This is a genomic window from Bradyrhizobium sp. CSA112, from assembly GCF_029051645.1.
In the GTDB taxonomy this organism is placed as follows: domain Bacteria; phylum Pseudomonadota; class Alphaproteobacteria; order Rhizobiales; family Xanthobacteraceae; genus Bradyrhizobium.
On the sequence record NZ_JAACFS010000006.1, the window covers coordinates 23,747 to 47,379 of the forward strand.

Here is a 23,633-nt window from a genome sequence, read left to right on the forward strand (position 1 = left end):
AACGCATGATCCGATATGCCGGCAACGTCGCGGCCATTCGCGCCCTGATCCGCGACCAGGAGGTTCACCGGGACGTCTATGTCAGCGAGGAAGTTTTCCAGCTCGAGATGGAGCATATGTTCCCGAATAGCTGGGTCTATGTCGGCCACGACAGCCAGGTGCCGAATGCCGGCGATTATTTTGGCACCACGATCGGCACGCAGCCGATCCTGCTGGTCCGCCACACTGACGGGACGGTAAAGGTACTGCACAATCGCTGCCCGCATAAGGGCACGCGCATCACGTCCGAGACCTGCGGTAATGCCGGAAAGTTTTTCCGCTGCCCCTATCATGCCTGGAGTTTCAGGACCGACGGCTCGCTCCTCGCGATCCCCTTGAAGAAGGGTTACGAGAACACCGGCTTCGAGCAGAGCCACGCCGCGACCGGAATGGCGCCGGTGCGCCATATCAGAAACTATCGCGGTTTCGTGTTCGCCAAGATCAACGGTGGCGGCCTCGACTTCGAGGAGTTCTTTGGCGAAAGCCTGTCGAGCTTCGACAACATGATCGACCGCTCGCCCGTCGGCCAGCTCAAGGTCGCCGGGGGCGTGTTGCGCTACATGCACAATTGCAATTGGAAGATGCTGGTCGAAAACCAGACCGACACCTGCCATCCGATGGTGGCACACGAATCCTCCGCCGGGACCGTGGTCGAAGTCTGGAAGAAGGCGCCGCCCGGCACCAGGAAGCCGATGGCCGTCGAGATCATCGCCCCCTTCATGAGCCCGTATGAGTTCTTCGAGAACATGGGCATCCGGATCTGGGACAACGGCCACGGTCATACCGGCGTGCATCACTCAATTCATTCCGACTATTCGGCAGTGCCTGGCTATTTCGAGAAGATGAAAGCCGCCTATGGCGAGAAACGCGCCAAGGCGATCCTGGACGAGAACCGGCACAACACGGTCTACTTCCCCAACATCATGATCAAGGGACCGATCCAGTTGTTGCGGCACTTCAAGCCGATCGCGGCGAACAAGACGCTGGTCGAGTCCTGGACGTTCCAGCTCGTCGATGCACCCGACATGCTGCTCGAGCGCACGCTGATGTACAACCGGCTGATCAATGCGCCGACTTCCATCGTCGGACACGACGACCTCGAAATGTATGAACGCGCGCAGGAAGGCCTGCATTCGAACGGCAACGAATGGGTGAACCTCCAGCGCCTCTACAGCCCCGACGAAGCCGAACAGACCAACGTGGCGATCAATGGGACCAGCGAGTGGCCGATGCGCCACCAGTTCCGGGCGTGGACCAAGTTCATGACGATGGGGATGTGACATGAGCATGCTCGCGGAGGCTCCCCTCAAGAATGCGGTTCCCACCGACCAGGAGTTGATCGACTTCGTCGTCCGCGAGGCGCGCCTGATCGACCAGCAGCGTTTCGACGAATGGCTCGAACTGTACGCTGACGACGCCTTCTACTGGATGCCGCTGGAATGGAATCAGACCGATCCGCGGCTGACGTGCTCGCTGATGTACGAGGACAAGCTGCTGCTCTCGATCCGGGTCGAGCGGCTCAAGGGCGCGCGGACCTTCAGCCAGAAGCCGAAGAGTCGCTGCCACCACGTCCTGCAGACGCCGCAGGTGGATTCGCGCGACACCGCCGCCAACCGCTACGTGACCTGGACGCCGATACATTATGTGGAGACCCGCCTGGACGAGCAGGCGCTCTATGCGGCCTGGGTCACGCATCATTTGAGCGTCGAGGACGGCAAGCTGCGCATCAAGCTCAAGCGCGTCGACCTGATCAATTGCGATGCTGCCTTCGGCAACATCCAGCTCTTTATGTGACGGAGAATGAGCGTGGTCCATCACACGGCGATCGTGAGCGGCGGCAATACCGGCATCGGCGCTGCGATCGCGCGCGGTCTCCTCGCCGAGGGATATGACGTGATCTCGCTGTCACGGCGAAAGCCCGACTGGAGCCATCCGAAGCTCTCCTCGCGCGAGGTCGACCTGCTCGACGCGGCTGCGACGCGACAGGTGGCGTCTGAGATCGCCGCGAAGGTTGCGATCACCCACGTCGTTCACAATGCCGGCGCGATCCGCCCCAAGCCGCTGGAAGAAGTCGCCGACGAGGATGTCGGCGCATTGGCCCAGTTGCATTTCGGCGCCGCGATTGCGCTGGCACAGGCGGCGCTGCCGGGCATGAAGCAGGCGCGCTTCGGCCGCATCGTGCTGCTGTCCTCCCGCGCCGCGCTGGGGGCTGCCACACGCACGGTCTATTCGGCCACCAAGGCCGGCATCATCGGCATGGCGCGGACCTGGGCGCTGGAGCTTGCCCCCTTCGGTATCACCGTCAATGTCGTAGCCCCCGGCCCAATCGGAGATACCGAGATGTTCGAGAGCGTGATGTCGCCGGAATCCGAACGCGCGAAAAAGCTGGCGCAGTTGATCCCCCTCGGCCGCCTCGGCAGATCCACTGACGTCGCGCGCGCGGTCAGTTTCTTCTGTTCACCGGATGCCGACTTCATCACCGGGCAAACGCTGTATGTCTGCGGCGGAGCCAGCATCGGATCGATTTCCATCTAGCCCGGTGAGATCCCAGCCATGGATGCCACAGTCAAACGAAAGGCCAGATCCCCGAAGGGGGCGCGCGTGCAACCGTCGCGACCGGCCGAGCCGGCGCACGAATCCGACGGCGCGCATCTCGAATTGCGCATCTGGCTGCGGCTGCTCTCCTGCGCCACCCGGATCGAGAAGGCGCTGAACGCGCGGCTGCGCAAGGAGTTCAATACTACGCTGGCCCGCTTCGATCTGCTGGCGCAACTCGCGCGCAAACCCGCGGGCGCGACCATGTCCGAGGTCTCGGAACTCCTGATGGTCTCAAACGGCGCGATCACCGCGCTGGTGCAGAAGCTGGAAGCCGACGGCATGATCCATCGCGAGGTCGATTCCGAGGACCGCCGCACGTTCCGTCTGCGCCTGTCGCAGGAAGGCGCAAAGGAATTCGGCCGCATGGCGCGCCGGCATGAGGAATGGGTGATCGCCCTGATCGGGGAACTGTCACATGTCGCGCAGTCGGACCTGCTGCAACATCTGACCCTGCTCAAGCGCCGCCTCGACAAGCACGCCTGACGCGCATGCCGGGCGCGTGATCACCTGCGCCCGCTAACAGCACGCCCCCTTTCATTCGTGGGCCAACGAGAGGCAACAGCAGGCGTAAGCTCGCACGCTATGGGCTGCCGTTTCCGACCAGCACAAAAGGCGCCCAAACACTGGGATGCGCATTCTCGCTGCCCCTAGCCGTCAAGGCCGAGATCGAGCGGCGAAGCGCCTCGGCGGGGCCTATACCGGGATGTGCCGTCATCGCACTGGTTGCACCAGTGGTGATGGTGACGGCGGCTTCCGAATTGACCGGCCAGTGGGAGACCAGCAGGGCGCGCGTGCCGGCGTAGAAAAACGCTCTTGCAAGGCCGGAGAATGCTTCCGAATTTGACGCTTCGCTGCCGGCCGTGTTGCAGGCTGAAAGCACGACCCAGTCGGCGTTGAGCTTGAGTCCCGAAATCTCCGATGTGGAGAGATAGCCGTCATCGGCCGGTGTGGCGGTCGCCGGTGGTGTCAGGACCAGTCCTGGCTCGATAGAGCCACGCACCTGACCCGAAAGCGCTCCGTGTGTTGCAAAGTGGAGCATACGATATTGTTCCAGTCGGCCGCTTTCGCTGAGCGATTTTATCGCGGCTTCGGTCGCCTCCTTGCCGAGATAAACATCACCCTTGATGGGCGAAAAACTGTTCGCCACCAGGCATAGTTCGATGGCGGTTTCGGGCAACGGCGCAAGGTGCTTGAGTTGCTCAACATCGGCCGTGCCGCCTGAAAGAGCAACGACCGAACGTCGCTCTCTTTGAGCTACTTGGTTCGTTCGCGGCTCCGGGCTTGGGGCGCAACTCTGACGAAGGCGGGCCTGCGCGGCGCGGTCGACATCGAAAGCGCTCCGGGCATTTCCGCTCAGCAGCGGGTTTCCGAAGCCGATGAACGGCTTCGGCGCCTTACTCCTTTGAGCGACTTGACGTAGCCTTTTGAGGCTGGAGACGGACGGCAATACGGTCGTTGCAAAGCGTTTGACCAGCCAGGGTGCTTTGGCAAGATCCTGCCGGCCGGTGTTCGGCGCCGGCCTCTCGGTCAGCAGAACCTGGAACGGCAGCGTGGCCAGCGGGCCAGATGGAACAAGAATAAGCTCCTTGCCTTCAATGTCCTTTGCGACCGGTTCAAGAAGCGCCTGATAAAGCCCGAACGCCCGGTCCAGATCGAACGGCAATTGATCACCGGCAGCCGGCGCACGATCGCGGCCAAGCTTTTCGGCGCAAGCGTGGGACGTTTCGGTCCACGCTTCCGCGTCAAGACCGCAGCGCAGAATATTGATCGTTTCTGCCAGTTGCTTTGCGCCGATCGACGCGGCGTGCCAACGGACGCCTGCGCGCGTGACTGTCCAGACGAAGGTGGAGCGTGAAGTCGTGGCAAACAGTAACAATGCCTCATTCGGGTTCAGCCGCCTTTGAACCTCTTCGATGGAAACGGGCATCTTGGCAACGAGCCCGGCGTAATCAGGGAATTGGGTAGCGATCAAGCGATCAAGCCCTCTTATCTGGTTCGCAACGTCAGATGCCTGGGCTCGAAGCGCCTGCTCCGTCTGCTGGTTGCGCGCGGCATTCGGCTGTGAAATGACCGAGATGAGCAATCTATCGATGGCAAGCGCCTGTTCGCTTAAGTCCTGCCGCTCACGAACGCGCGCCGATAGATCGCCGCTGCCCGCCGCAATCCGGGCGGACATTCCCGTAATGGCGCGTGCCGCCTGTTCGTCACTAATCCACTGCGCAGCTTCGAAAGCCTGGGATCGCAACGCGATCGCTCTTTGGCTGTCGGACGTCTCCGCTAGCTGGTAGGCGGCAATGATGGCTCCGGGGAATGGATTCGTGGCGCCATGGACCTTGAGATCCGCTGCTGTCTGTCCCTCGCTTGATTCCTTGGCATTGCGGCCGATCAAAATCGATGAAGCGCGAGCAAACGCATCGTGGGCTTGCTGCCAATCCTTTGAATCCAGATAATGTGCGCCGAGATTGTTGAAACTGTTGGCGACGTCCGGGTGCACCTCGCCAAGCGCACTTACGCGAATGTCCAGCGCTCGTTTCAGGAGCGGTTCAGCGTCCTTTGGTCGTCCGACACTGTCCAGGACAACAGCCAGATTGTTGAGGCTGCTTGCCACCAACGGGTGGAGCTTACCGAGCGCTTCCTCGCGTATGGCCAGAGAGCGGCGCGCCAGCCCTTCCGCTTCGCTGTAATGCTCATCGTCGCCAAGCAGCACCACAAGATTGTCGAGGGAGACGGCGACATCAAGGTGGTTCGGACCGAGGCTTCTTTCGCGAATAGCCAGCGACCTGCGAAACAGCCCTTCAGCTTCTTTCTTTCGGCCGGAGTGGGCCTTTGCATCAGCGAGGTTGTTTAGCGCAATCGCTATATTGGGGTGATCCGGTCCGAAAGCCTTTTCCTGGATGGCAAGCGCACGAACAAGCAGACCTTCGGCTTCCGGAGCTCTACCTTGTCTTGAGAAAACGAGCGCAAGGTTGTTAAGGCTGGCGGCGACATCGGCATGATCGGGCCCCAGTGCTTTTTCTCTGATAACCAACGTCCGCCGCGCTAACTGCTCCGCCTCCTGGAGCCGTCCCTGCAGGCGCCTGAGCTCTCCAAGATTGTTCAGCGTTGACGTCAGATAAAGATTATCGCGGCCATGTCGCTTTTCCTGAAGGCCAAGCGCTTCAAGAAATCGCTCCTCGGCAAGTTGCAATCGGCCTTGCGTCTTATAAACTTCTGCGATGTTGTTGAGGGCAACCGGGACCATGATATCTGCTTGGCCCGGTGCATTTTTGAAGACTTCCAGTGCGCGGCTAAAGATATCGAGCGCCTCCGCCTCTCTCAATTGACGGTGACGAAGATTGCCGAGCTGCATACGCGCCAACGCCGTATTCAGGTTGTCTTGGCCGAGAGCGCTTTCATCGATGGCTATCGCGCGCAAAGTGTCGCGTTCGGCGTCTTTCAGCCGGTTTTGGTTAAGCGCTATCTGGCCAAGCGTAGATAAGACAGCGGCAACATCGGGGTGATTGGAGCCAAGCGCCTTCTCGCGGATGGCGAGGGCTCTTCTTAACACCCTTTCGGCTTCGGCCATTTCGCCTTGGGCCTGCAGAGTCTGAGCAAGCACAACAAGGGTCGTTGCCGTTAAAACTGACTGCCGACCCGAGGTTCTTTCAGCTTCAGTTGCAAGCTTTCTTGCCAGGGCTATCGCTTCGCCGTATCGCCCTTCCTGAGCGAGCGCCGTAATACGGCGCATCAGGGTCAACATTTCCTGGGGGTTGGCTTGGCAAGGCGACCCAACCATGCACGCGAAGAGTGCGATAACGATAAACCGTGCAATAGATTTTTGCCGGAATGCTCGCATATCCTGATAGCCCCGATCCGGTTTTCAATGCGTTTGCTATCGCTGCTCTCTAGGGCCGCAGCAAGGCGAAACCGACTTCAGCCCGCCGCGGACATTCAAGCGGTCAACTCGGCACGAAAAGTCGGCTCGTGAGATTTTCCTGGACTTCTCGATTCACCCCACGTTCTGCTATCGTTCGCGAAATGCGCGGGCAACCTGGTCGAATAGCGGCTTGGTCAGGTAGGAACCAACCGTCCGATCTGCCGTCTTGATAAACACTTCGACCGGCATGCCGGGCACAAGCCTGACATCGCCGAGGCGAGCGAGTTCGTCGGGCCCGATGGCAATGCGCGCCGTATAATAGGTCAGGCCGGTGCGCTGCTCGGTCGTCACGTCGGCCGAAACCCGGCTGACGACTCCGTTGATTTCCGGGGTCGTGCGTTGGCTAAAGGCGGAAAATCGCAATGCAGAAGCCTGGCCGACCCGCACCTGATCGATGTCTTGCGGCGTCACCCTCGCCTCGACCGTCAAGCGATCGGATGCGGGCACGATCAGCATCAACTGCTCGCCAGCGCTAACCACACCGCCGACCGTGTGGACGTTCATTTCGTGGACGGTGCCCGAAATCGGGGCCCGGATGTCGATTCGCCGCAACTGATCTTCGGCCGCCACTTTCCGCTCGGCGTATTCACCTGCCTTGCCGTCGATCTCGCGCATTTCGCGGCCGACTTCGCTCGCCAATTCGCGATCGATCTGGGTAATCTGAAGTTCGATCTCGGATATTTTTCCTCGGCCCTGCGCCGCCGCCGCGATTAGCTGCGCCCGCTCGCCATCAAGCCGCGCCGCTTCGCGCTCGAGCGCCGTCAGCCGGTTCATCTGGATGAGCTGCTTGGACCAGAGCTGCCGCACTCCTTCCAGTTCATTATTGACCAGAACAAGCTCCTGGGCTTTCGCCGCTTGCTGCGCAATGATCCCGTTGGCTTCCTCGTTGAGCTGAGCGATCCGCTCGCGCAACTGTCGTTTTTGGCCGAGCCGCGTCGTGCTGCGCAGTTCGAAAAGGCGCTGCTCGTCGGCCATCAGCTCGACAACACCTTCTTCGTGCCGTCTGCCGCTGAACGGAGAGGGCCATGGCACCTCCGATGCGCCATCGCGTTCGGCCCGCAACCGCGCACGCCGCGCCGTCATCTCGTCCAGGGTCCTTGACACGATCTGCAGATTTGCCCGCGTCATCGTTTGGTCGAGACGGATCAGGATATCCCCGGCCGTCACGTTCATCCCATTGGTCACTGCGATTTCGCCAACGACGCCGCCGGTTGGATGTTGAACCTTCTTGGCATTCGACTCGACGACAACGCTCCCCGCAGCGATCAAGGCGCCCGAGATTTCGGTGGTTGCCGCCCATCCGCCAATTCCGCCGGCAATGAGCATGATGGCAGCCAAGCCCGCCACGATATGGCGCCTGATCGACGGGCGCGCGTCAATTAAATCCGCGTCGGACATCGCCTTACCCTTGAGCGCCCGCGACAACTTTGGGTGCGCTGACGACGCTGTCACGCCGTAGCACCTTTGCCAGCACTTCGTCTTTGGGGCCGAAGGCCTGCTGTCGCCCGCCATTCAGCGCGAGCACGTGATCGACCCCGGACAACGCACTCGGCCGGTGCGCTACCACGACGACGATCGCGCCCCGCGCCCGCGCGCCGAGAATGGCCTTTGTCAATGCTTCGTCGCCTTCGACGTCAAGGTTGGAATTCGGCTCGTCGAGCACCACCAGAAACGGATCGCCATAAAGCGCACGTGCCAGCGCGATGCGTTGTTGCTGTCCGGCCGATAGTGAGGAGCCCTGTTCGCCGATCTCGGTGTCGTAGCCTTGCGGCAGCGAAAGCACGAGCTCGTTGACTCCCGCAGCCTTCGCCGCAGCGATGATCGCGTCCGACGAGGCGTTGGGGTCAAATCGTGAAATGTTCTCCGCAACTGTCCCTTCGATCAGTTCGACGTCCTGCGGCAGGTAGCCGATATGGCGCCCGAGTTCGTCGGGCACCCATTGGTCAAGCGTTGCGCCGTCAAGCCGGACGGCGCCGCGCGCCGGCGTCCACAGACCGACCAGAACCCGGGCAAGCGACGACTTCCCCGATGCGCTCGGACCGATCACGCCGAGCCCATTGCCGGCCTTCAGGGAGAAGGTCACCTCGTGCACGACCGCACGCTGGACATCCGGCGGCGCCGCACTGACATTATCGACAGTGAGTCCGCGTTGCGGCTTTGGCAGTGACGTCGGGTTTCTCTGTTCGGGCAGTAGCACGAGCAGCTTGTTCAGACGCGCGCGAGCCTGCCTGGCGCCGACGAAGCTGCGCCAGTGGGAAATCGCAAGATCGACAGGTGCGAGCGCCCGCGCCGATAGAATCGACGACGCAATAATGACGCCGGCGGTGGCCTGCTGGTTGATCACAAGATAGGCGCCGACGGCAAGCACGCCGGACTGCAGCATCATTCGGAACGTCCGTCCCATGGCGCCAAGGCCCGCGGCGAGATCGCTCGAATCGGCATGGCCTGTGAGGAATTGCCGGTTCAATGACTGCCAGCGGCGGGAAATCCATCTGACCATGCCGAGCGCGGTCAAAGCCTCGGCGTTTCGACGGCTCGTCTCTGCCAAGCGTGCGCGCTGGTTGCCAATACGATTGGCGTCCAGCGTCGACTGCCTGCCAAGCAGCTCCGACAGCAGCGTCAGCGAAACCAGGATCAGCGCGCCCGCCAGCACCGTGACGCCGATCCAGAAATGGAAGGCAAAACAGATCGCGAGATAGAGAGGCACCCAGGGTAGATCGAAGAACGCAGTTGGTCCAGCGCCTGACAGATAAGCGCGCACTGAATCCAGATCGCGCAGCGGCTGGATCGACTCGCCGCGCTTTGGCGCCTGGATCGGCAAACGCATCACCGTCGCATAGACGCGATCCGACATGGCCTGGTCGACGCGGATGCCGACCCGAACGAGCAGCCTGCCGCGCAGGGCGTCCATCAAGCCTTGAAAGACGTAGAGGGTGAGCACCAGCGCAAGCAGACCCAGCAGCGTCGGCACGCTCCGGCTGGGCAGAACGCGATCATAGACCTCCATCATGAACATGGAGCCCGTCAGCGCCAGAATGTTGAGGATAGCGCTGAAGCCGGCGATGGCCAGGAACGCCGAGCGACAAAGCGCGAGCGCGGTATCCAGCTCCCCGCGGGCACCTCCGGATCGTTGCCGACTGGCTGTCAATGGCTGCGCTCACTCATCCCACTTTGGCGGTAGCCGAGAATTGTTACAGATATCTGACAATACAAAATGGGGGCGCGTGCGCCCCCATTTAAAGGATCAAACCCGCGATGGACGTCAGGCGAAGCGGAAATCGTCCACCGTGAGCGTGGCCTTGTTGACCCCGACGAGCGTGATGCTGGACCCGTCGCTGTACTCGATCTCCGCACCGATCTGGGTGTTCGACACCGCGCCCGACTGCATCAGCGCATTAAAATCGGCAAATGCAGCGGCATCTAGCTGAATGACGTCATCCGAGCCGGCACCAGACTGGAAGTCGAACACGAGATCGCGTCCGTCCCCTCGCTGGAACACGAAGGCATCGTTACCCAGACCGCCGTAGAGCTGATCATTGCCCCGGCCGCCAGCCAGCGTATCGTTTCCGTTCTCACCGAACAGGATATCCCGGCCAGCTTCACCACGCAGGATGTCCTTGCCAGCGCCGCCAAACACGAAATCATTGCCGGTCCCGGCATTGACGACGTCGTCGCCGCCTTGGGCGAAGACAAAGTCAGTCGAGCCACCTGCGTTGATGAGATCGACGCCTTCAGTACCAAATAGCAGGTTGCTGCCGTTTGTGCCGTTGATCACGTTGGCGTCGGTCTCGCCGGCGACGGTCAGCGTGAAGTTTCCGGTCGATGGAGCGTTGGCGGCATCTCGCGCCGTGTAGCTGATCGAGATGGTGGCGCTTTCGCCCGTATTCAAGCCATCGAACAGGTTGCCCGGCGTAAACTGCAGCTGGCCGCCTTGGTTGATCGTGAAAGCGGACTGCGCGTTCGCGTTGCTCAGATTGATGCCAGATACCCCCGTCACCTCAAAGGCGGTCAAGGTTGGCGGAACGCCATCCTCGACGTCGGAGTCGTTCGCCGTGAGGGCGAAGGCCTTCGACTGGTTCTCGCCGACGGTTGCGGCATCGTCCACCGTGACCGGCGCGTCGTTCACCGGGGCGACCGTCACGTTCACCACCGCGTCAACCGGCGGCGCAATGCCGTCGCTGACCTTGATGATGAAGCTGTCGCTGCCGTTGAAATTCAGATCCGGCGTGTAGATGTACTGGCCCTGCGCGTTGACGCTGACCGTGCCGTGCTGGGCAGTACCAGCCTGGTAACTCAGCGCGTCGCCGTCCACATCGCTTGCGACGATCTGGCCGACCAGTTGGGTATCCTCGTTCGTGTTCGCGGCAACCGGCGAGATCGCCGTCGGCGCGTCGTTCACCGGTGCAACCGTCATGTTCACCACGACGTCAACCGGCGGCGCAATGCCGTCGCTGACCTTGATGATGAAGCTGTCGCTGCCATTGAAGTTCAGAGCCGGCGTGTAGGTGTACTGGCCCTGCGCATTGACGCTGACCGTGCCGTGCTGGGCGGCAGTACTGACCGCGTAGCTCAGCGTGTCGCCTTCGGCGTCGGTCACTGCGATCTGGCCAACGAGCTGAGTATCCTCGTTGGTCTGAACCGCAACCGGCGTGGTCGGCACCGGCGCATCGTTCACGGCTGTCACCGTGAAACTGACCTTGCCGATATCCGAACCACCGTTGCCGTCGCTGAGGGTGTATTCGAACGAAGCGGCACCGTTGAAGTTGGCAGCCGGCGTGAACCGGATGCCACCGACTACGATTTCGGCCGTGCCGCCCACGATATTGGCGAGAGCCGTGATGGAGAGCGCGTCAAGATCGGCATCGGTATCGTTGCCGAGTATGTCGGCGAGCGGGATGACGAACGCTGCCGCATCTTCCGCAACGGTTGCTGCCGTGTCGTCGACTGCCACCGGCCCGCGATTGACGATCGCGCTGTTGATGCCGCTCCGATCGAGCTCCTGACCGTTGGCGAAGGTCACCTTCTCGACGCCGCCGCCTGCGCGCTGATCCTTCAACGTGATCACGCTGCCGTTGGACAGCTCGATCCGGGTGTCGTTACCAAACCGGCGGAACGTGACGTCCGCAGCATTGATGTCAACCAGCGCCAGCGTATCGGTATCGGCCGGGGTATTGGCCGCTTCGGCAATGATGTCGGAGCCGTCGCCCAGCTTGTAGGCATAAGCATCCGAGCCCGCGCCGCCGTTAACATTATCGTCGCCAATGCCGCCGGCCAGCATGTCGTTGCCGTCATTGCCGCGAAGGCGATCATCGCCGGCACCGCCCAGCACGGTATCATTACCCGCGTCGCCGAAGACGAAGTCATTGCCCTCGCCGCCCTCGAGACGGTCATTGCCGTCGCCACCTTCGATGACGTCGTCACCGCCGCCGCCGAGCACGAGATCGTCGCCGCCGAGGCTACGAACGCGATCGTCGCCGTTCTTGGCAAAGATCGAGTCTTTCGCGGCGGTACCGGAGAGGTCGTCCTCACCGTCGGTTCCCATGATCGGCAGAACGGTGTCGTTGCCACCGTTTGCGACCAGATTCTGGATGCGCTGATCCTGGGCCGGAGCCGTATCCGCCTGCCCGAACGGGGTATCCGAGAAGTTCGCCGCGAGATATTCGGCCAGTGCGTCCTGCTCGAAGCCGTCGTCGGTGAACCTGCCGGCGCCGGTACGGGCCGCCACGTCGTCTGCCGGCAAATTATCCGGAGACAGGTCGACGCGATTGGCAAACGCCGGGTTGGCCGCGATGTACTCGGCAAACCGGAAGCCGTCGGGCCGGTTGAACCCGCCCGGAGCGTTGGGATTTGCTCCGCCGATCAGGAAGCTCAGCGTCACCATGCGGATCGCCGCAGGCGCATCCGCAACCACCTCACCGTCGGCGACAATAACCGCGATCACATGCTCATTTTCATCGACCAGCGTGACCGAGCGAACCCGATCCCCCGCAGGGCGCGTCAGATCATAGCTGAACCGGAGGCCACCGACCTGGGCGAAGATACCGCCCGGATTGGAAACACCGTTTTCAAGAGCCTCAAGCAGTTGCTGCGGCGTCAATGTGACAAGGCTGAGCGGGTTGTTGAAGCGCAGCGAGTTCTCGATGTCGAGCTGGCTGACCTCACCCGCTTCCTTGCCAACTTCCGGATTCGCAGCCGGCGGCAGTTCCGCGCCGTCGCCCTCGGAGCTGATCGACCCAATTGAGTCGCGGATGCCGCCGCCGTTCTTGATCGAGATCTGAACGGTGTCGTCGTAGCCGGACTTGGCGTACCACAGGTTGGCATCGGCGGAGAGGTTACCGAGGTTGGTTTCCTGCGAGCGCACCTCGCCACGTCGGCCTTCAAGGTATACATCGGTGCGGCCGAAGGTAACGGCATCCTTCTGGGTAATGATGCCGTCGATCACGGTGGTGATATCGCGCACCGTGTCACCACGCGAGCCCTCGGCGAACGGATCGATGCCGGAGCCTTCATAAACACGGGCCAGGCCCGCATCGTCGGTGGCATAAGCGCCGTTGATGCTCGGGTCGAGGCTGCCGGGAATGATGTCGCCGTTGGCATCGAACTCGAGCACCAGCCGACCGACATACTTGTAGTTGCCGTCGGTGTTGACGAGAACCGTGTTCTTGCCTTCCGCGTTGGTGATGATCTGGGCGTATTCGCCTTCGCTGACATCGCCCGGACGGAGAACGTCGTTGCTGTCGGAGAGCAGCGTGTTCGAGCCGCCGCCGATCACAACGTCGACGCCCTTCAGGAAGGTAATGAGCTTCTGCTCGTTCTTCAGCTCCTGCAACTGCGAAACGATGATGACCTTGTTCACGCCTTGAGCGATGACGGCATCGATCGCCGGCTGGATAATCGCTGCAAGCGCGATGAAGTCGGCATCGGTTTCCAGGGTGCGCGGGCCCACGATCCGGACCCCGCCCGGCGTCGTGATGTCTTCGAACACCGGGGTCGTGACGCCGACAACGCCGATCTTCTCGCCGTTCTCCTCAAGAATGGTAGACGGCGCGATCCGGCGGCCACCGCTTGCGCCGACACCAAACGTCGCTTCAGTCAGCGGCGTGGTCTGGGCGTTGGGCGCCAGGTCGGGCTCGCCGGCAAAGTTCAGGTTGGCGGCGAGATAGGCAAACTGGGTTCCTTCGTAGCCGCTCAGCGGACCGGCCCCGTCGGGATCCGCGGCGGGGCGGATGAGATTCTGCACATCGCGCGGCCCTGGATCGAACTCGTGGTTGCCGATGACGGAGGCCTCGATTCCGATCGAGTTCAGGATGCGGATATCGGCCCGGCCGATGCTCGGCGGGAAGAACGACGCCAGCGCCGGATCACTGGCTGCATTGAAGAACGGGCTCGGAATGTAATTGTCGCCCGACGCCAGGGTGATCGAGTTGGCAAACGTATCCTCGAGCCGGTCCACGATGGCTGCGAAGCGCGGCGCATCGTCGATCGCCTTCAGGCCTGCCTCGAAATCCGACGCGTGAAGGATCTGCAGCTTGTAGGTCAGCGGCGCCGCGACGGTAAAGTCGAGATCGTTCTGCGCGAGGCCCGTGAAAGCGTTGCCGGCGACGTCGGTGATCACGCCCGACGCCAGCGTGACATCATAGGTCGCACCGGCAGCCAGATCGGCCGTCGGATTGATGGTGACGGTATTGCCGGAGATCGTGACCTGCGACGCATCGCCAATCGCAATCGTCCGCGTGTCTCCCGCACCGTTGCTGATGACGATGTTTCCGGTACCCGCCGCGACGGCTTCGTCGAAGGTGAGCACTATGTTGTTTCCAGCCGCGACCGCAGTCGCATTGTCCGCCGGCGTCGCAGCGGTGAGCACGGGCCCCGTTGCATCGGTCAACTCAGCGGCCGTGAGCGTCCGGTCCGCGAATTCGAACCTCTCGACGTTGGTGATGGTATCGATGCCGTCTGAAGAGCCCGCGCGGGTATCGGTGATGACGAACGAGCCACCCTGCACAGTGACCGTGTAGTTGCTGCGCGCACCGGTGAACACCGCAACGTCACCCGCCGCGCCGTTGCTGCCACCGTTAATGGCATCATTGCCGCTACCACCGGCAATGCGATCATCGCCGCCAAGGCCGTCGATCGTGTCGTTGCCGGCGAGGCTGCCGCGCACGCCGAACTTCGCCGTATATGCGGCCTGGTCGAACACGTCGTTGCCTGAGGTTGCGATCGCAGCTGAACGGGACATCACCAGCGACGACACCGACGGATCGTGATCGGAGAGCTGGTCGATGAACTCCGAATTGATATGCACGATATCGAACTGAGCGCTGTCAAACAGGTTGTTGGAAACCAGGATGTGGTCCAGCGCCTGCGCGTTGCCGTCGAAATTGTAGGAATAGCGCTCGTTTTCAGGGAGCTTGCTGATCAGTTCCGAAAGCACAGCGGTGCCGGGCGCGAAGATGCTGGGAGTCCCATCCGGGCCCGCGGTGGTGCGAGTGAGCTGTCCCGTGATGAGATCAACCACCGGGAAGAACTGAAAGTCGTTGAGATCACCCAACACGACAATACGGTCGTCGGTCGCCGACGCGTTGGTCAGTAGCCCATCGACGAACGCGTTGATCGTTTCGGCCTGCCCTTCACGCTCGTTCGAAGTGCCGGTCTGTTGCGCGGATCCGTTGATCGGGTCGGCGTAAAGCGGCAGGTCCAGCAACGTGGTGTAAAGCGGCGCTGAACCGCCCTTCGAGGAGAGGTGGTTGTTGACAGTCCAGAATGTGCCGCCCTGATCGTCGGTGTAACCAACGGGCGACCATTCCATCGGCAGCGACTTACGCGTGGCGGTGAAGTCGGTATTGCCCTGCCCGATCTGGTTGGCGCTCGCGAACTGTTGTACCTTCACGCCATCAGCGTCGCTGACAATGTCCGTCAGGCCATTGCGCGCGGTCGGCGAAACCGCCAGCGGGTCATACAGATAGGCCACACGCTGATTGCCGGTCGGAATGCCGCCGATGTTGTCGATCGGCGGTGAATCAATAGCCACATAACGCGGTCCACCGGCAGCAACAATGGCGTCGATGAGTTGCGACAAGGTCTGCGAAGCGCTTGTGATGCTCGAGCTGGTAGCACCGTCATTGTCCAGCACCTCCTGGAGCGCAATGATCTCGGGCGCCTTGAGGTTGCCGACGATGGCGGCCGCAAGACCGTCGAACTTGCTTTGCGGCGTCGGTACACCATCCACCGGCTGGCCAACCGGCGCCAGGTTTTCCACGTTGAAGGTCGCAACGCGAATCCGGTCCAGGTTCTCCACGATGGTTGTGGTTTCCTTTTCCAGGTTCGCGGCCGTCACCGGACCATAGGCCTCGGTCGTGTTGACCTCGTACTGGCCGTTCGCGTAGTTGACGACGCCGGTCACATCACCCAGGCGATCGCCGGTCTGAAGGCCGGTGGGCAGCGCCACGCCTGCCTCGTCATCCAACTGAATGCGCTCTGGATTGAAGTCGAACACCTTGTCGGCCGGCTGCGTCGTTCCGGGTGTGGTGTCGCTGATGGTCAGGCCGCCACGCGAATTGCTTGAGGAGTTGGCGCCGACGTTCGGGGTGACGAACTGCTCGTCAAAGTTCGAGTGGAAGGGACTGGTAACCCGCACATCTTCAAGCGTGACGCGCATACCTTCCAGGGATTCCCAGAAATCCGATCCTTGATTGACCGGGTCATATGTGCCAGCCGGGGGAGCGGTATCGACATCATCGTCACCGAGCGACACCAGGGCCGGCTTGCGCTCGAGGCCGGTTGTGAGGTTATCGACATCGCCCACGCGGACGGCCGTCGGCAGTGCATTGCCGGTCGACAGCACGCTCGTCGTGCCTGCCACTGGATTGAGCTGCGTCACCGAAAGCTGGTTCGTGCCAGCGAACTCGCTGACGGTTGCGGTCAATTGCACTTCCGCACCAACAACGATGCCGCTTGGGATCGTCACGTCGGCACCCGTACCCAGGAAAACGAAGACAGCATCCGAGGTCCGGTAGTCGCCGTCGCCGACCGCATCCTGAATATAATAGCCGACCGGGTTGTTGCTGCCATTCTCCGTGCCGGACGCGTCGATCGCGGTGACGATGCCGCGGACGGTCACCTGCTGGCCCACGAATTCCGAGCGGTGCCCAGCGCCCTGGACGTCGTAGATATGCGCCACATCGTCGTTCTGGATCGTGCCGGTCGCGACCGCCTGGGTGGCGCTTACCGCGGCGGTAACGCCCGCTTGCGTCGTCGTCGCACCAGTGATGGTGGCCGTGAAGTTCTCGCTCGCTTCGAATGCGGTATCGCCGGCTACGTTGATCGTGACCGTCGCCGACGCCTGACCGGCCGGAATGGTGACAGTGACGTTGCTCGGCAGGTTCATGACACCCGCGAAATCCTGCGCGTTGGCGCCGTTGCTCGCACCCGCCGCCAATTGCAGTGTCACATCGACTGCGCCGATGGTGCCATTGGTGCGCTCGATGGTGAAGGTGAACGCGGTGGTGCCGGTGTTGCCTTCCACCTGCGACACGCTGGTCGAGGACGAGGCGACACGAATCTCCTGGGTGTAGTTTTGCGGCAGGGCCGCATAGACGGTCAGCCCTGCGCCCGCATATCCGGCGCTTGAGTTGCCTTCGTTGGCGGTAAGCACGAGCGCCGTACCGGTCGGGCTGTCTGCGGCGCTGATGAACTTCGTCATTTCGGGCGCATTACCCTCGCCAGCCAGCGGCGGCTGGTAGCCGACATACGACGCATTGGCCGGATCGGTGACATCATAGACCATGACACCGCCAACGCGCTCGAGGCCGACGAAGGCGTAAGTACGCCCATTGATGACGCCGATATCGACGCCCTCCGGCTCCGAACCCTTGTTGTCAGAACGATTGTCGACGGCACCGCCCTCAGCCGTGTCGATGTTGAAGCGCGTCGCAAAATCGCGTGCAATGATCGCCTCGAACTCACCGCCAGTCTCGCGAACCTTGGTGATGGTGCCGTCGGCGTTCTGCTTGAAGATCGAAATGCCACGGCCGCCGTATGCGAAGACCTGGTCGATGTCGCCGTCACCGTCGGTGTCACCGAGGTCGGAACGGACACGAAGCCGGCCAAGGCCGGTGGTGCTGTCCTGGAGTGCCGCCGCATTCGGATAGGCCGTCGGATCAAGCGTCACCTGTGCGAGATTGGACTCGTCATCAAGTCCCACCCGCGCATCGCCCTCGTTGGCAGTAACGAAATAGGTCTCGCCCCCGATAGCAAAGCTCGCGATCGCATCAGGCTGAAGCAGGCCGATCACGTCGGCATTCTGAATATTGATCCCGCCACGGTCGATACCGTCGAAGGCGTTGCCGGCCAGGTTGCGATCGATGCCGCCGAGCGGCAAAATCGCCAGCGGCTTGGTCGCGCCGGCGTCGGTGAGATCGATCACGGCGACTGCGTTGACCTCCTGCAATGTCACATAGGCGCGGGTTCCATCCGGCGATACCGTGATGTATTCCGGTTCGATGTCCGCGGATGCAGACTGGCCGTTGAGCAGCGCAACGCCTGCCTGCTTCAGCACCGCCTCGAAGCCGTCGAGGCCTTCGAACGAAATCGTGTTGGACACGGTTGCGTTGGCGGTGCCACCCGAAAGATTGATGATGGACACGCTGCCTTCCGGGTTTACGAGCTGCGACCCGCCTCCGGGGAGCGTGATCGACACCGGCTCGGCTTCGTTCGCTACCAGCAACTTGGATCCATCGGCGTTAAACACGATCTGGTCGGGGCCAGCGCCCACTTCCACGGTATTGATGAGCGCGCCGTTTGCGCCGAACAATGCGACAGAGCCGTTGGTGCCCGGCAGATCGCTGGCGTAGGCGACGGCGAGAACACCATTCTTGATCGCGACCGAGTTTGCTCCGCCAAAGCCGTCGAGGGCGGTCAAGTCGATCGAGGAAACGAGACTCACCGCGCCGCTGGCGCTGATGGCCACAATGTCGATTTGATTGCCAGCGGTGTTGAGCACGTAGGCGCGACCGGTCGAAGGATCGAACGATACCACTTCGGCATTGGTGCCGGCGGCCGGCGTGAAATTGTCGAGCCGCACGAGCTGAACTGGGTTGGTTGCATTCGGCGTCGTGGCCGACCCCTGCAGCGACTGCGCCTGGTCCAGGATCGTGATGCCGCCGATCACATTGCCTGTGGGCGCGTCGTCGTTCTGAATCGTACCGATTGCGGTGGTCTGGGCGCCGAGCGAGGTGGAAACCGCCGCATTGTTGGTCGCCGTCTGCAACGTCAGCGTAAAACTCTCGTCAGGCTCGACCGTTGTGTCGCCATTGATCTGGACAGTCACGGTTGCCGAAGCCTGGCCGGCGGGTATCGTTCCGTTGAACGTGAACGGGACAGCCGCAGCCCCATTGAAATCAGCGGCATTGGCCGCTGCCGAGGTCAGTTGGCCGCTAAAGCTGACGTCACCGGTCGTGCCGCCGGTGCGCTCTACAGTGAAAGTGAAGGCCGTCGTTCCGGTGTTGCCTTCCACATGGGAGATCGGGACAGAACCGGTGGCGAAGGCGACCGTTTGCGGCGGCGTGCCGACCTCGGTGGTGAAATCCACCGCAGAGAACGGAATGTTGCCTGGACTATCGTCGCCGCTGTTGTTCAGCTGGGTGAAATTTGCCGGATTATTGATGATTGGCAGATAGTCGGCAAAGCTCGCCTGGTTGTTGCGCAAACCGTTGAAGACGGCGAGATCGATGCCGCCAGTCAACTGAAGCGCCGTTGTACCGGCTGCAAGCCCGGTATTTGTAAGAAGTCCTGTAGTCGTAGCGTCGGTGAACCCGTTGCTGGCGACGGCAGCGAGAAATACTGTCGGCAGATTTGGCGTGGCGGCAGGCGCGAGATAAGCGTAAACGGTCTCGCCTCCATTGGAGAACCCGCGGTTGGAGCTGCCGCTCACCGTTACCGTGCCGACGGTGCCCAGATCGGAGCGGTTGGTCGAAATCGGATTGCTGGCGTTGTTCGTGAAGTTATCGATGCTGATTACGGTGCCGGCTTCGACGTCGGCGGTCGCGGTCCAGCGCGTATAGCTTTCACCCGTGTTGAAGGCCGAACCATCCCACTCGTTGTCGGAGAAGTAGATTGCCGTTCCTGCAGCAATTGCCTCCAGCGCGACAAACGCGATGTTGTCCTGACCGTCCGCGTTGAAACCGACGAAAGCAATCGAACCCGGGCCGAGAGCCATTTATGATCTCCATTGCAAAAAAGACAAAGACCTGCCGCAGCGGCACGAAGGGCTCGCGCAGCATTGAAAAGAGGGGACGTGGGGCATCCAGCGGCGGGAATATAGACTGGCGTAAATTACAGCGAGGTGACGGTTTATTAACCATTATGCGTTGTCCAACGCAGACCTCTGGCGGCGTGTCCGCCGAGGCGTACCGCTGATATGCCTGAAGAAATTTGTCAGCGCGCTCGCGAGCAGACGCCTGCTGGTGTTCTTGAGAGCGCAGCCCTGCTAGCTCGATCCTCGGCCGAACGGGGCGCTGAGGAAGCGGAGCATATCGGGGTCGTTCTGCAGGGTGTGAGCGCCGATCCCGAGCCCTCCGAGCGCGTAGACGCCGATCGCGATGCCGCCTAGAGCCCAATAGCCTGTTGCGATTCCGCCCGCGCCCAGCCCCAGCCCCAGCGCCATTCCACCTGCGCATACGAGGCCGAGGCTGATGCCGCCGAATGCCGCGAGACCCATCGCGACGCCGCCGAACGCGATGAAGCCGATGGCGATATTGCCCACCGCAATAATGCCGCGGGCAGGCTTGAAGCCGATGAGCCATGTCGGGCCGAAGATGACGTGGACGAGCGGCAGGCCGAACAGAATGATCTGAGACTTGTACTCGTAGAAGTAAGGCGGCCGCCCTGCCCACTCCCCGCTCGCAGCGGGACCGCGTTCCTGTAATGGCCTGCCGCATCCGGGGCAGGCCGTCGCATGGTCGCTGATCTCCCGGCCACAATCCGGACACCGCATCAAAGTCATTCCGGGATCTCCCTGGACATCGCCCCTGACTCCTGAATGTGGAGGCCCGCCCCGTCGCTCAAATCGGACCTGGATCAGTTCCACATGTGGACGGCGATGAGGCGGGCTGTACTCCCGTGCGCGAGCAGGTTCATCCAGTTGCCCTTGTAGAGCTGCAGACCGCCTGCATCGGGTCCCCGAAGTTCCCATCGGCCCGACACGACCAGAGACGCGTCCTTTGCGAACACGTCACCAACCTCTACGGCATAGTCGCGAAAGCCTTGTGCGCGAATGTCGGCGAAGAACATGCAGATCGCTTCAGCGCCGACCAGGGTTGATCGCCCGGGCGGCACGATCCGCGCATCCGCCGTGTAGAAGCGGGCCAGATCGGCGACCCTTCCTGTGTTGAATGTCTGCGCCCATTCATCGACGAGTGCCTGTGCCTCTCGCTGCATATCCGACGATTTCCCCTTCAACTGGATACGAAGTCATTGTGTGCCGCGGCCCGCTGTCGTGCTGTCCCAAGCAGCGGCCAGAACACCCAATCCTCAAGCGGACAGAGGGACACAGCGGCCTCGTCCGCGCCGATCGGCCGGATGCGCAGGCTGTCCGTCGACGGATAGTCGAGCACGATGCGCGGCGCTCCGAGCCGACGGGCAAAGCTCTGCGAGCCGGAGATCGTTTCGACCTGAAGCGCCGGCCCCGGCCCATGGGTGAGCAGAAGACGCGATCGGCCCCGCTCTTTTCGCGCCGCCTGCGGGAACGCCTCCGGCGGCATGTCGGTCAGATAGTAGATGACGGTGTCCGGCGTCGTCAGGCGCCCGAGGCGCGCGAACCAGTTTCCCTGGAGCGGAAGCGGCACCAAAACAACGCCGTGCGCTCGGCGCAGCAGGTCGGCGATGATGCGCAGCCGAGGCTCCGGCCGTTGACCCTGATGCAAAAGGACCACTTGGCTGAACTTCCGGTTCTTGCCAAGGAATGCCGCAAGCTGAAACAGCACAGAGAAGACGCAGACATGGTGGATCGTGTCGACCCAAAGCGGACCAGAGCAGTCGAGCCCGCCCGCCTCGCGAACATGGAGCGTGTTCTCCACCGCCCCTAAATATCTCATCGCCTGATCCGTCGACATGTTTTGCATCACGATCGGCTCAAAGGCGAAATCAATAATGTTCAGCGCGGCTTTCCGGTTGACCGCGTCAGACACGACCACGCCGCTGCGCGCGCGCAAAAGCATGTGGTCGAGGCGTCCCCCGTCGACCTGCGCAATCAGGCGGTCGCGCACGTGGCGGCTCTCTTTGCTGGCGGCAAAGCTGTTGGAGACAAGGCTGTCGAACCTGTCGGCGGTCAGATCGAAGGCGCTGGCCGGAGGGATCGCGTTCACGGCTCTGTGCTTTCCAGCGCCCGGTCTGCCTCGGTCGGCGCGTGCGAAGGCACAGCCTCCAGCGCCGGTTCGCCGGCAAACAGCATCGCGCTGTCGATCTGCCGTCCGTGCAGCACGCTCACCTTCTCCAGCACGCGCACTTGCGCTGCCTGCAGCGTATCAAGCGAATGACGCTCGCCGGATTGCTTGGCCTCGACGGTTGCTTCCTCAGGGAGCCATTTGTCGGCCGAGACCACGCCGAGATCCTTGGCGCGACTGAAGATGTATTCGGCCGTGTTCCATTTCCAGCTTGGACAGGGCAGCGCGGCTTCGGCCGGATTGCTGTAGATGAAACGGTGTGCACAGAAGCCGCCGCACATCGGCAAGATCTTGCACGAAGCGCAAACCGGATTGTCGAAGGGCGTCCATTGCGACCACAGGCTGGCGTTGACGCTGTCGTGCAGCTTATCCGGCTCGAAGATGCTGCCGGTCCGCTTGCTGGGATCGTGCGCCGTCTCCCAGCATTTATGCACGTCCCCCTCGCCCGACACGACGTAACCGCCATTCGAGGCGGCCACGCACATCCCGGCGAAGCCACTCGACGGCGCCTGGATGGACGCGAAGCCGAGACGCCTCGCGCGCTCCTCCAGAGCGAGGACCTTGCGGTTGAATTCCGCGCGGGAGAGTCTCTCCTCGTAGGCGCTGCCGCTTTCAGGCGTCGAAGCCTCGATCGGTGCGAAGTAGACGCTGAAATTGCCGCGCTTGGCGAAATTGCGCTCGACGAAACAATCGAGCATGGCATTCACATTGTCGACGTTGCTTTGACCGACATTGACGCGCGCATTGATCGAGATCGCGGTCTGGTCCAGCGCCTCGGCGATATTGTCGAGGATGCGGTCGAAGGTGCCGTGCCCTGACGTCAGGGGCCGCATCTTGTCGTGCGTCCCGCGATCGCCATCGACGGTCACTTGCACCCAACGGACTCTGCGGGTGTAGAGCTGAGCGGCCATTTCGCCGTTCAGGAACCAGGCGTTGGAGACGATTCCGGCGCTGTAGGCAATCTTGTGCTTATCGCAGTAGGAAATCAGCAGATCTGACAGGCGAAAGATCGAATCCTTGCCCATCAGGGGCTCGCCACCGTACCAGACGACACTCAGCGACTTGAGGTCCTTTTTCGCCTTGACGAAATCGACGATGGCGTTCTGAACGTCAGGCTTCATCTTCGTGGTCGGCTTGTTCAGGCCCTGGAAGCAGTACCCGCAGGCGAAATTGCAGGCCATGGTCGGCGCAATCGTGAGCGTGAGGCTGCCTTTGGCGCCCCGTGTCGCTTCGTAGCTGTCGCGCACGACGGCGAGCTCGTCGACCATCGCGCCCACGACGTGGCCGCCGCCGACGAGCGCTTCGAGCAACAATCGGTCGCTGACCTGTCCGCCTGAGAAGGCCGATCGTTCGGCAAGCCCGCGATAGATCTCGGCCTCGCCATCGGACAGCAGGATGAGCGACCGTGTCCGCGAATTGAAAAGCAGCGCGGCGCCATCGGCAAGCTTGACCGGAATGTCGTAGCGAGAGACTTTGTAGCGGCTCGCCGTTGCCTCTCGCTGGCGGCCATGAACGGTCGACAGCGCCTGCCGGGCCGCCACCTCCAGTGCGCCGGCTCGCGCGGAATCCTGCGCCAGCAACGCGACCTGCTGCTCACCGTCCTGGGAAACCTGGCATTCGAAATCTGGCATGAACTGTCCCGT

Annotated in this window: 12 protein-coding genes; 4 read left to right on the forward strand and 8 right to left on the reverse strand. The window is 62.0% G+C overall.

What is annotated here, in order from left to right; genetic code table 11:
- The first annotated feature begins 5 nt into the window (after positions 1-5).
- The 4 genes from GWE18_RS14280 (at position 6) to GWE18_RS14295 (ending at position 3,120) form a co-directional block, all read left to right on the forward strand.
- Positions 6-1,319, forward strand: coding sequence for an aromatic ring-hydroxylating dioxygenase subunit alpha (locus tag GWE18_RS14280; protein ID WP_275186369.1), 1,314 nt, complete (start codon positions 6-8; stop codon positions 1,317-1,319).
- Between the two features lies 1 nt (position 1,320).
- Positions 1,321-1,833 carry an aromatic-ring-hydroxylating dioxygenase subunit beta gene (locus tag GWE18_RS14285; RefSeq protein ID WP_275186370.1) on the forward strand — a complete coding sequence of 171 codons (513 nt, stop codon included), beginning with the start codon at positions 1,321-1,323 and terminating at the stop codon, positions 1,831-1,833.
- Positions 1,834-1,839: 6 nt separating this feature from the next.
- A complete protein-coding gene (locus GWE18_RS14290; protein ID WP_275186371.1) occupies positions 1,840-2,574 on the forward strand; it encodes an SDR family oxidoreductase in 735 nt (244 codons plus the stop codon).
- Positions 2,575-2,640: 66 nt separating this feature from the next.
- A complete protein-coding gene (locus GWE18_RS14295) occupies positions 2,641-3,120 on the forward strand; it encodes a MarR family transcriptional regulator (RefSeq protein WP_275186372.1) in 480 nt (159 codons plus the stop codon).
- 97 nt (positions 3,121-3,217) lie between these two features.
- Here the strand turns inward: GWE18_RS14295 and GWE18_RS14300 are convergent, their stop codons facing one another.
- The 8 genes from GWE18_RS14300 to GWE18_RS14335 all read right to left on the reverse strand — a co-directional run bounded on the left by GWE18_RS14300 (position 3,218) and on the right by GWE18_RS14335 (position 23,621).
- On the reverse strand, positions 3,218-6,364 hold the full coding sequence (locus GWE18_RS14300) for a CHAT domain-containing tetratricopeptide repeat protein (RefSeq protein ID WP_275186373.1): 3,147 nt from the start codon (positions 6,362-6,364) through the stop codon (positions 3,218-3,220).
- 276 nt (positions 6,365-6,640) lie between these two features.
- Positions 6,641-7,951 (reverse strand): HlyD family type I secretion periplasmic adaptor subunit, encoded by a 1,311-nt coding sequence (locus GWE18_RS14305; protein WP_275186374.1) that lies wholly within the window; start codon positions 7,949-7,951, stop codon positions 6,641-6,643.
- A 4-nt stretch (positions 7,952-7,955) separates the two neighbouring features.
- A complete protein-coding gene (locus GWE18_RS14310) occupies positions 7,956-9,701 on the reverse strand; it encodes a type I secretion system permease/ATPase (protein WP_275186375.1) in 1,746 nt (581 codons plus the stop codon).
- A 114-nt stretch (positions 9,702-9,815) separates the two neighbouring features.
- Positions 9,816-19,766 (reverse strand): choice-of-anchor I family protein, encoded by a 9,951-nt coding sequence (locus GWE18_RS14315; protein ID WP_275186376.1) that lies wholly within the window; start codon positions 19,764-19,766, stop codon positions 9,816-9,818.
- A gap of 270 nt (positions 19,767-20,036) precedes the next feature.
- Positions 20,037-20,552: a zinc ribbon domain-containing protein gene (locus GWE18_RS14320; protein ID WP_275186377.1), complete on the reverse strand. Its 516-nt coding sequence runs from the start codon at positions 20,550-20,552 to the stop codon at positions 20,037-20,039.
- A gap of 74 nt (positions 20,553-20,626) precedes the next feature.
- Positions 20,627-20,986 carry a nuclear transport factor 2 family protein gene (locus GWE18_RS14325; RefSeq protein ID WP_275186378.1) on the reverse strand — a complete coding sequence of 120 codons (360 nt, stop codon included), beginning with the start codon at positions 20,984-20,986 and terminating at the stop codon, positions 20,627-20,629.
- Between the two features lie 17 nt (positions 20,987-21,003).
- On the reverse strand, positions 21,004-21,912 hold the full coding sequence (locus GWE18_RS14330; protein WP_275186379.1) for a hypothetical protein: 909 nt from the start codon (positions 21,910-21,912) through the stop codon (positions 21,004-21,006).
- Positions 21,909-23,621: a radical SAM protein gene (locus GWE18_RS14335; RefSeq protein ID WP_275186380.1), complete on the reverse strand. Its 1,713-nt coding sequence runs from the start codon at positions 23,619-23,621 to the stop codon at positions 21,909-21,911. Before GWE18_RS14335 ends, GWE18_RS14330 begins: the two co-directional genes overlap by 4 nt.
- Between the last annotated feature and the right edge of the window lie 12 nt (positions 23,622-23,633).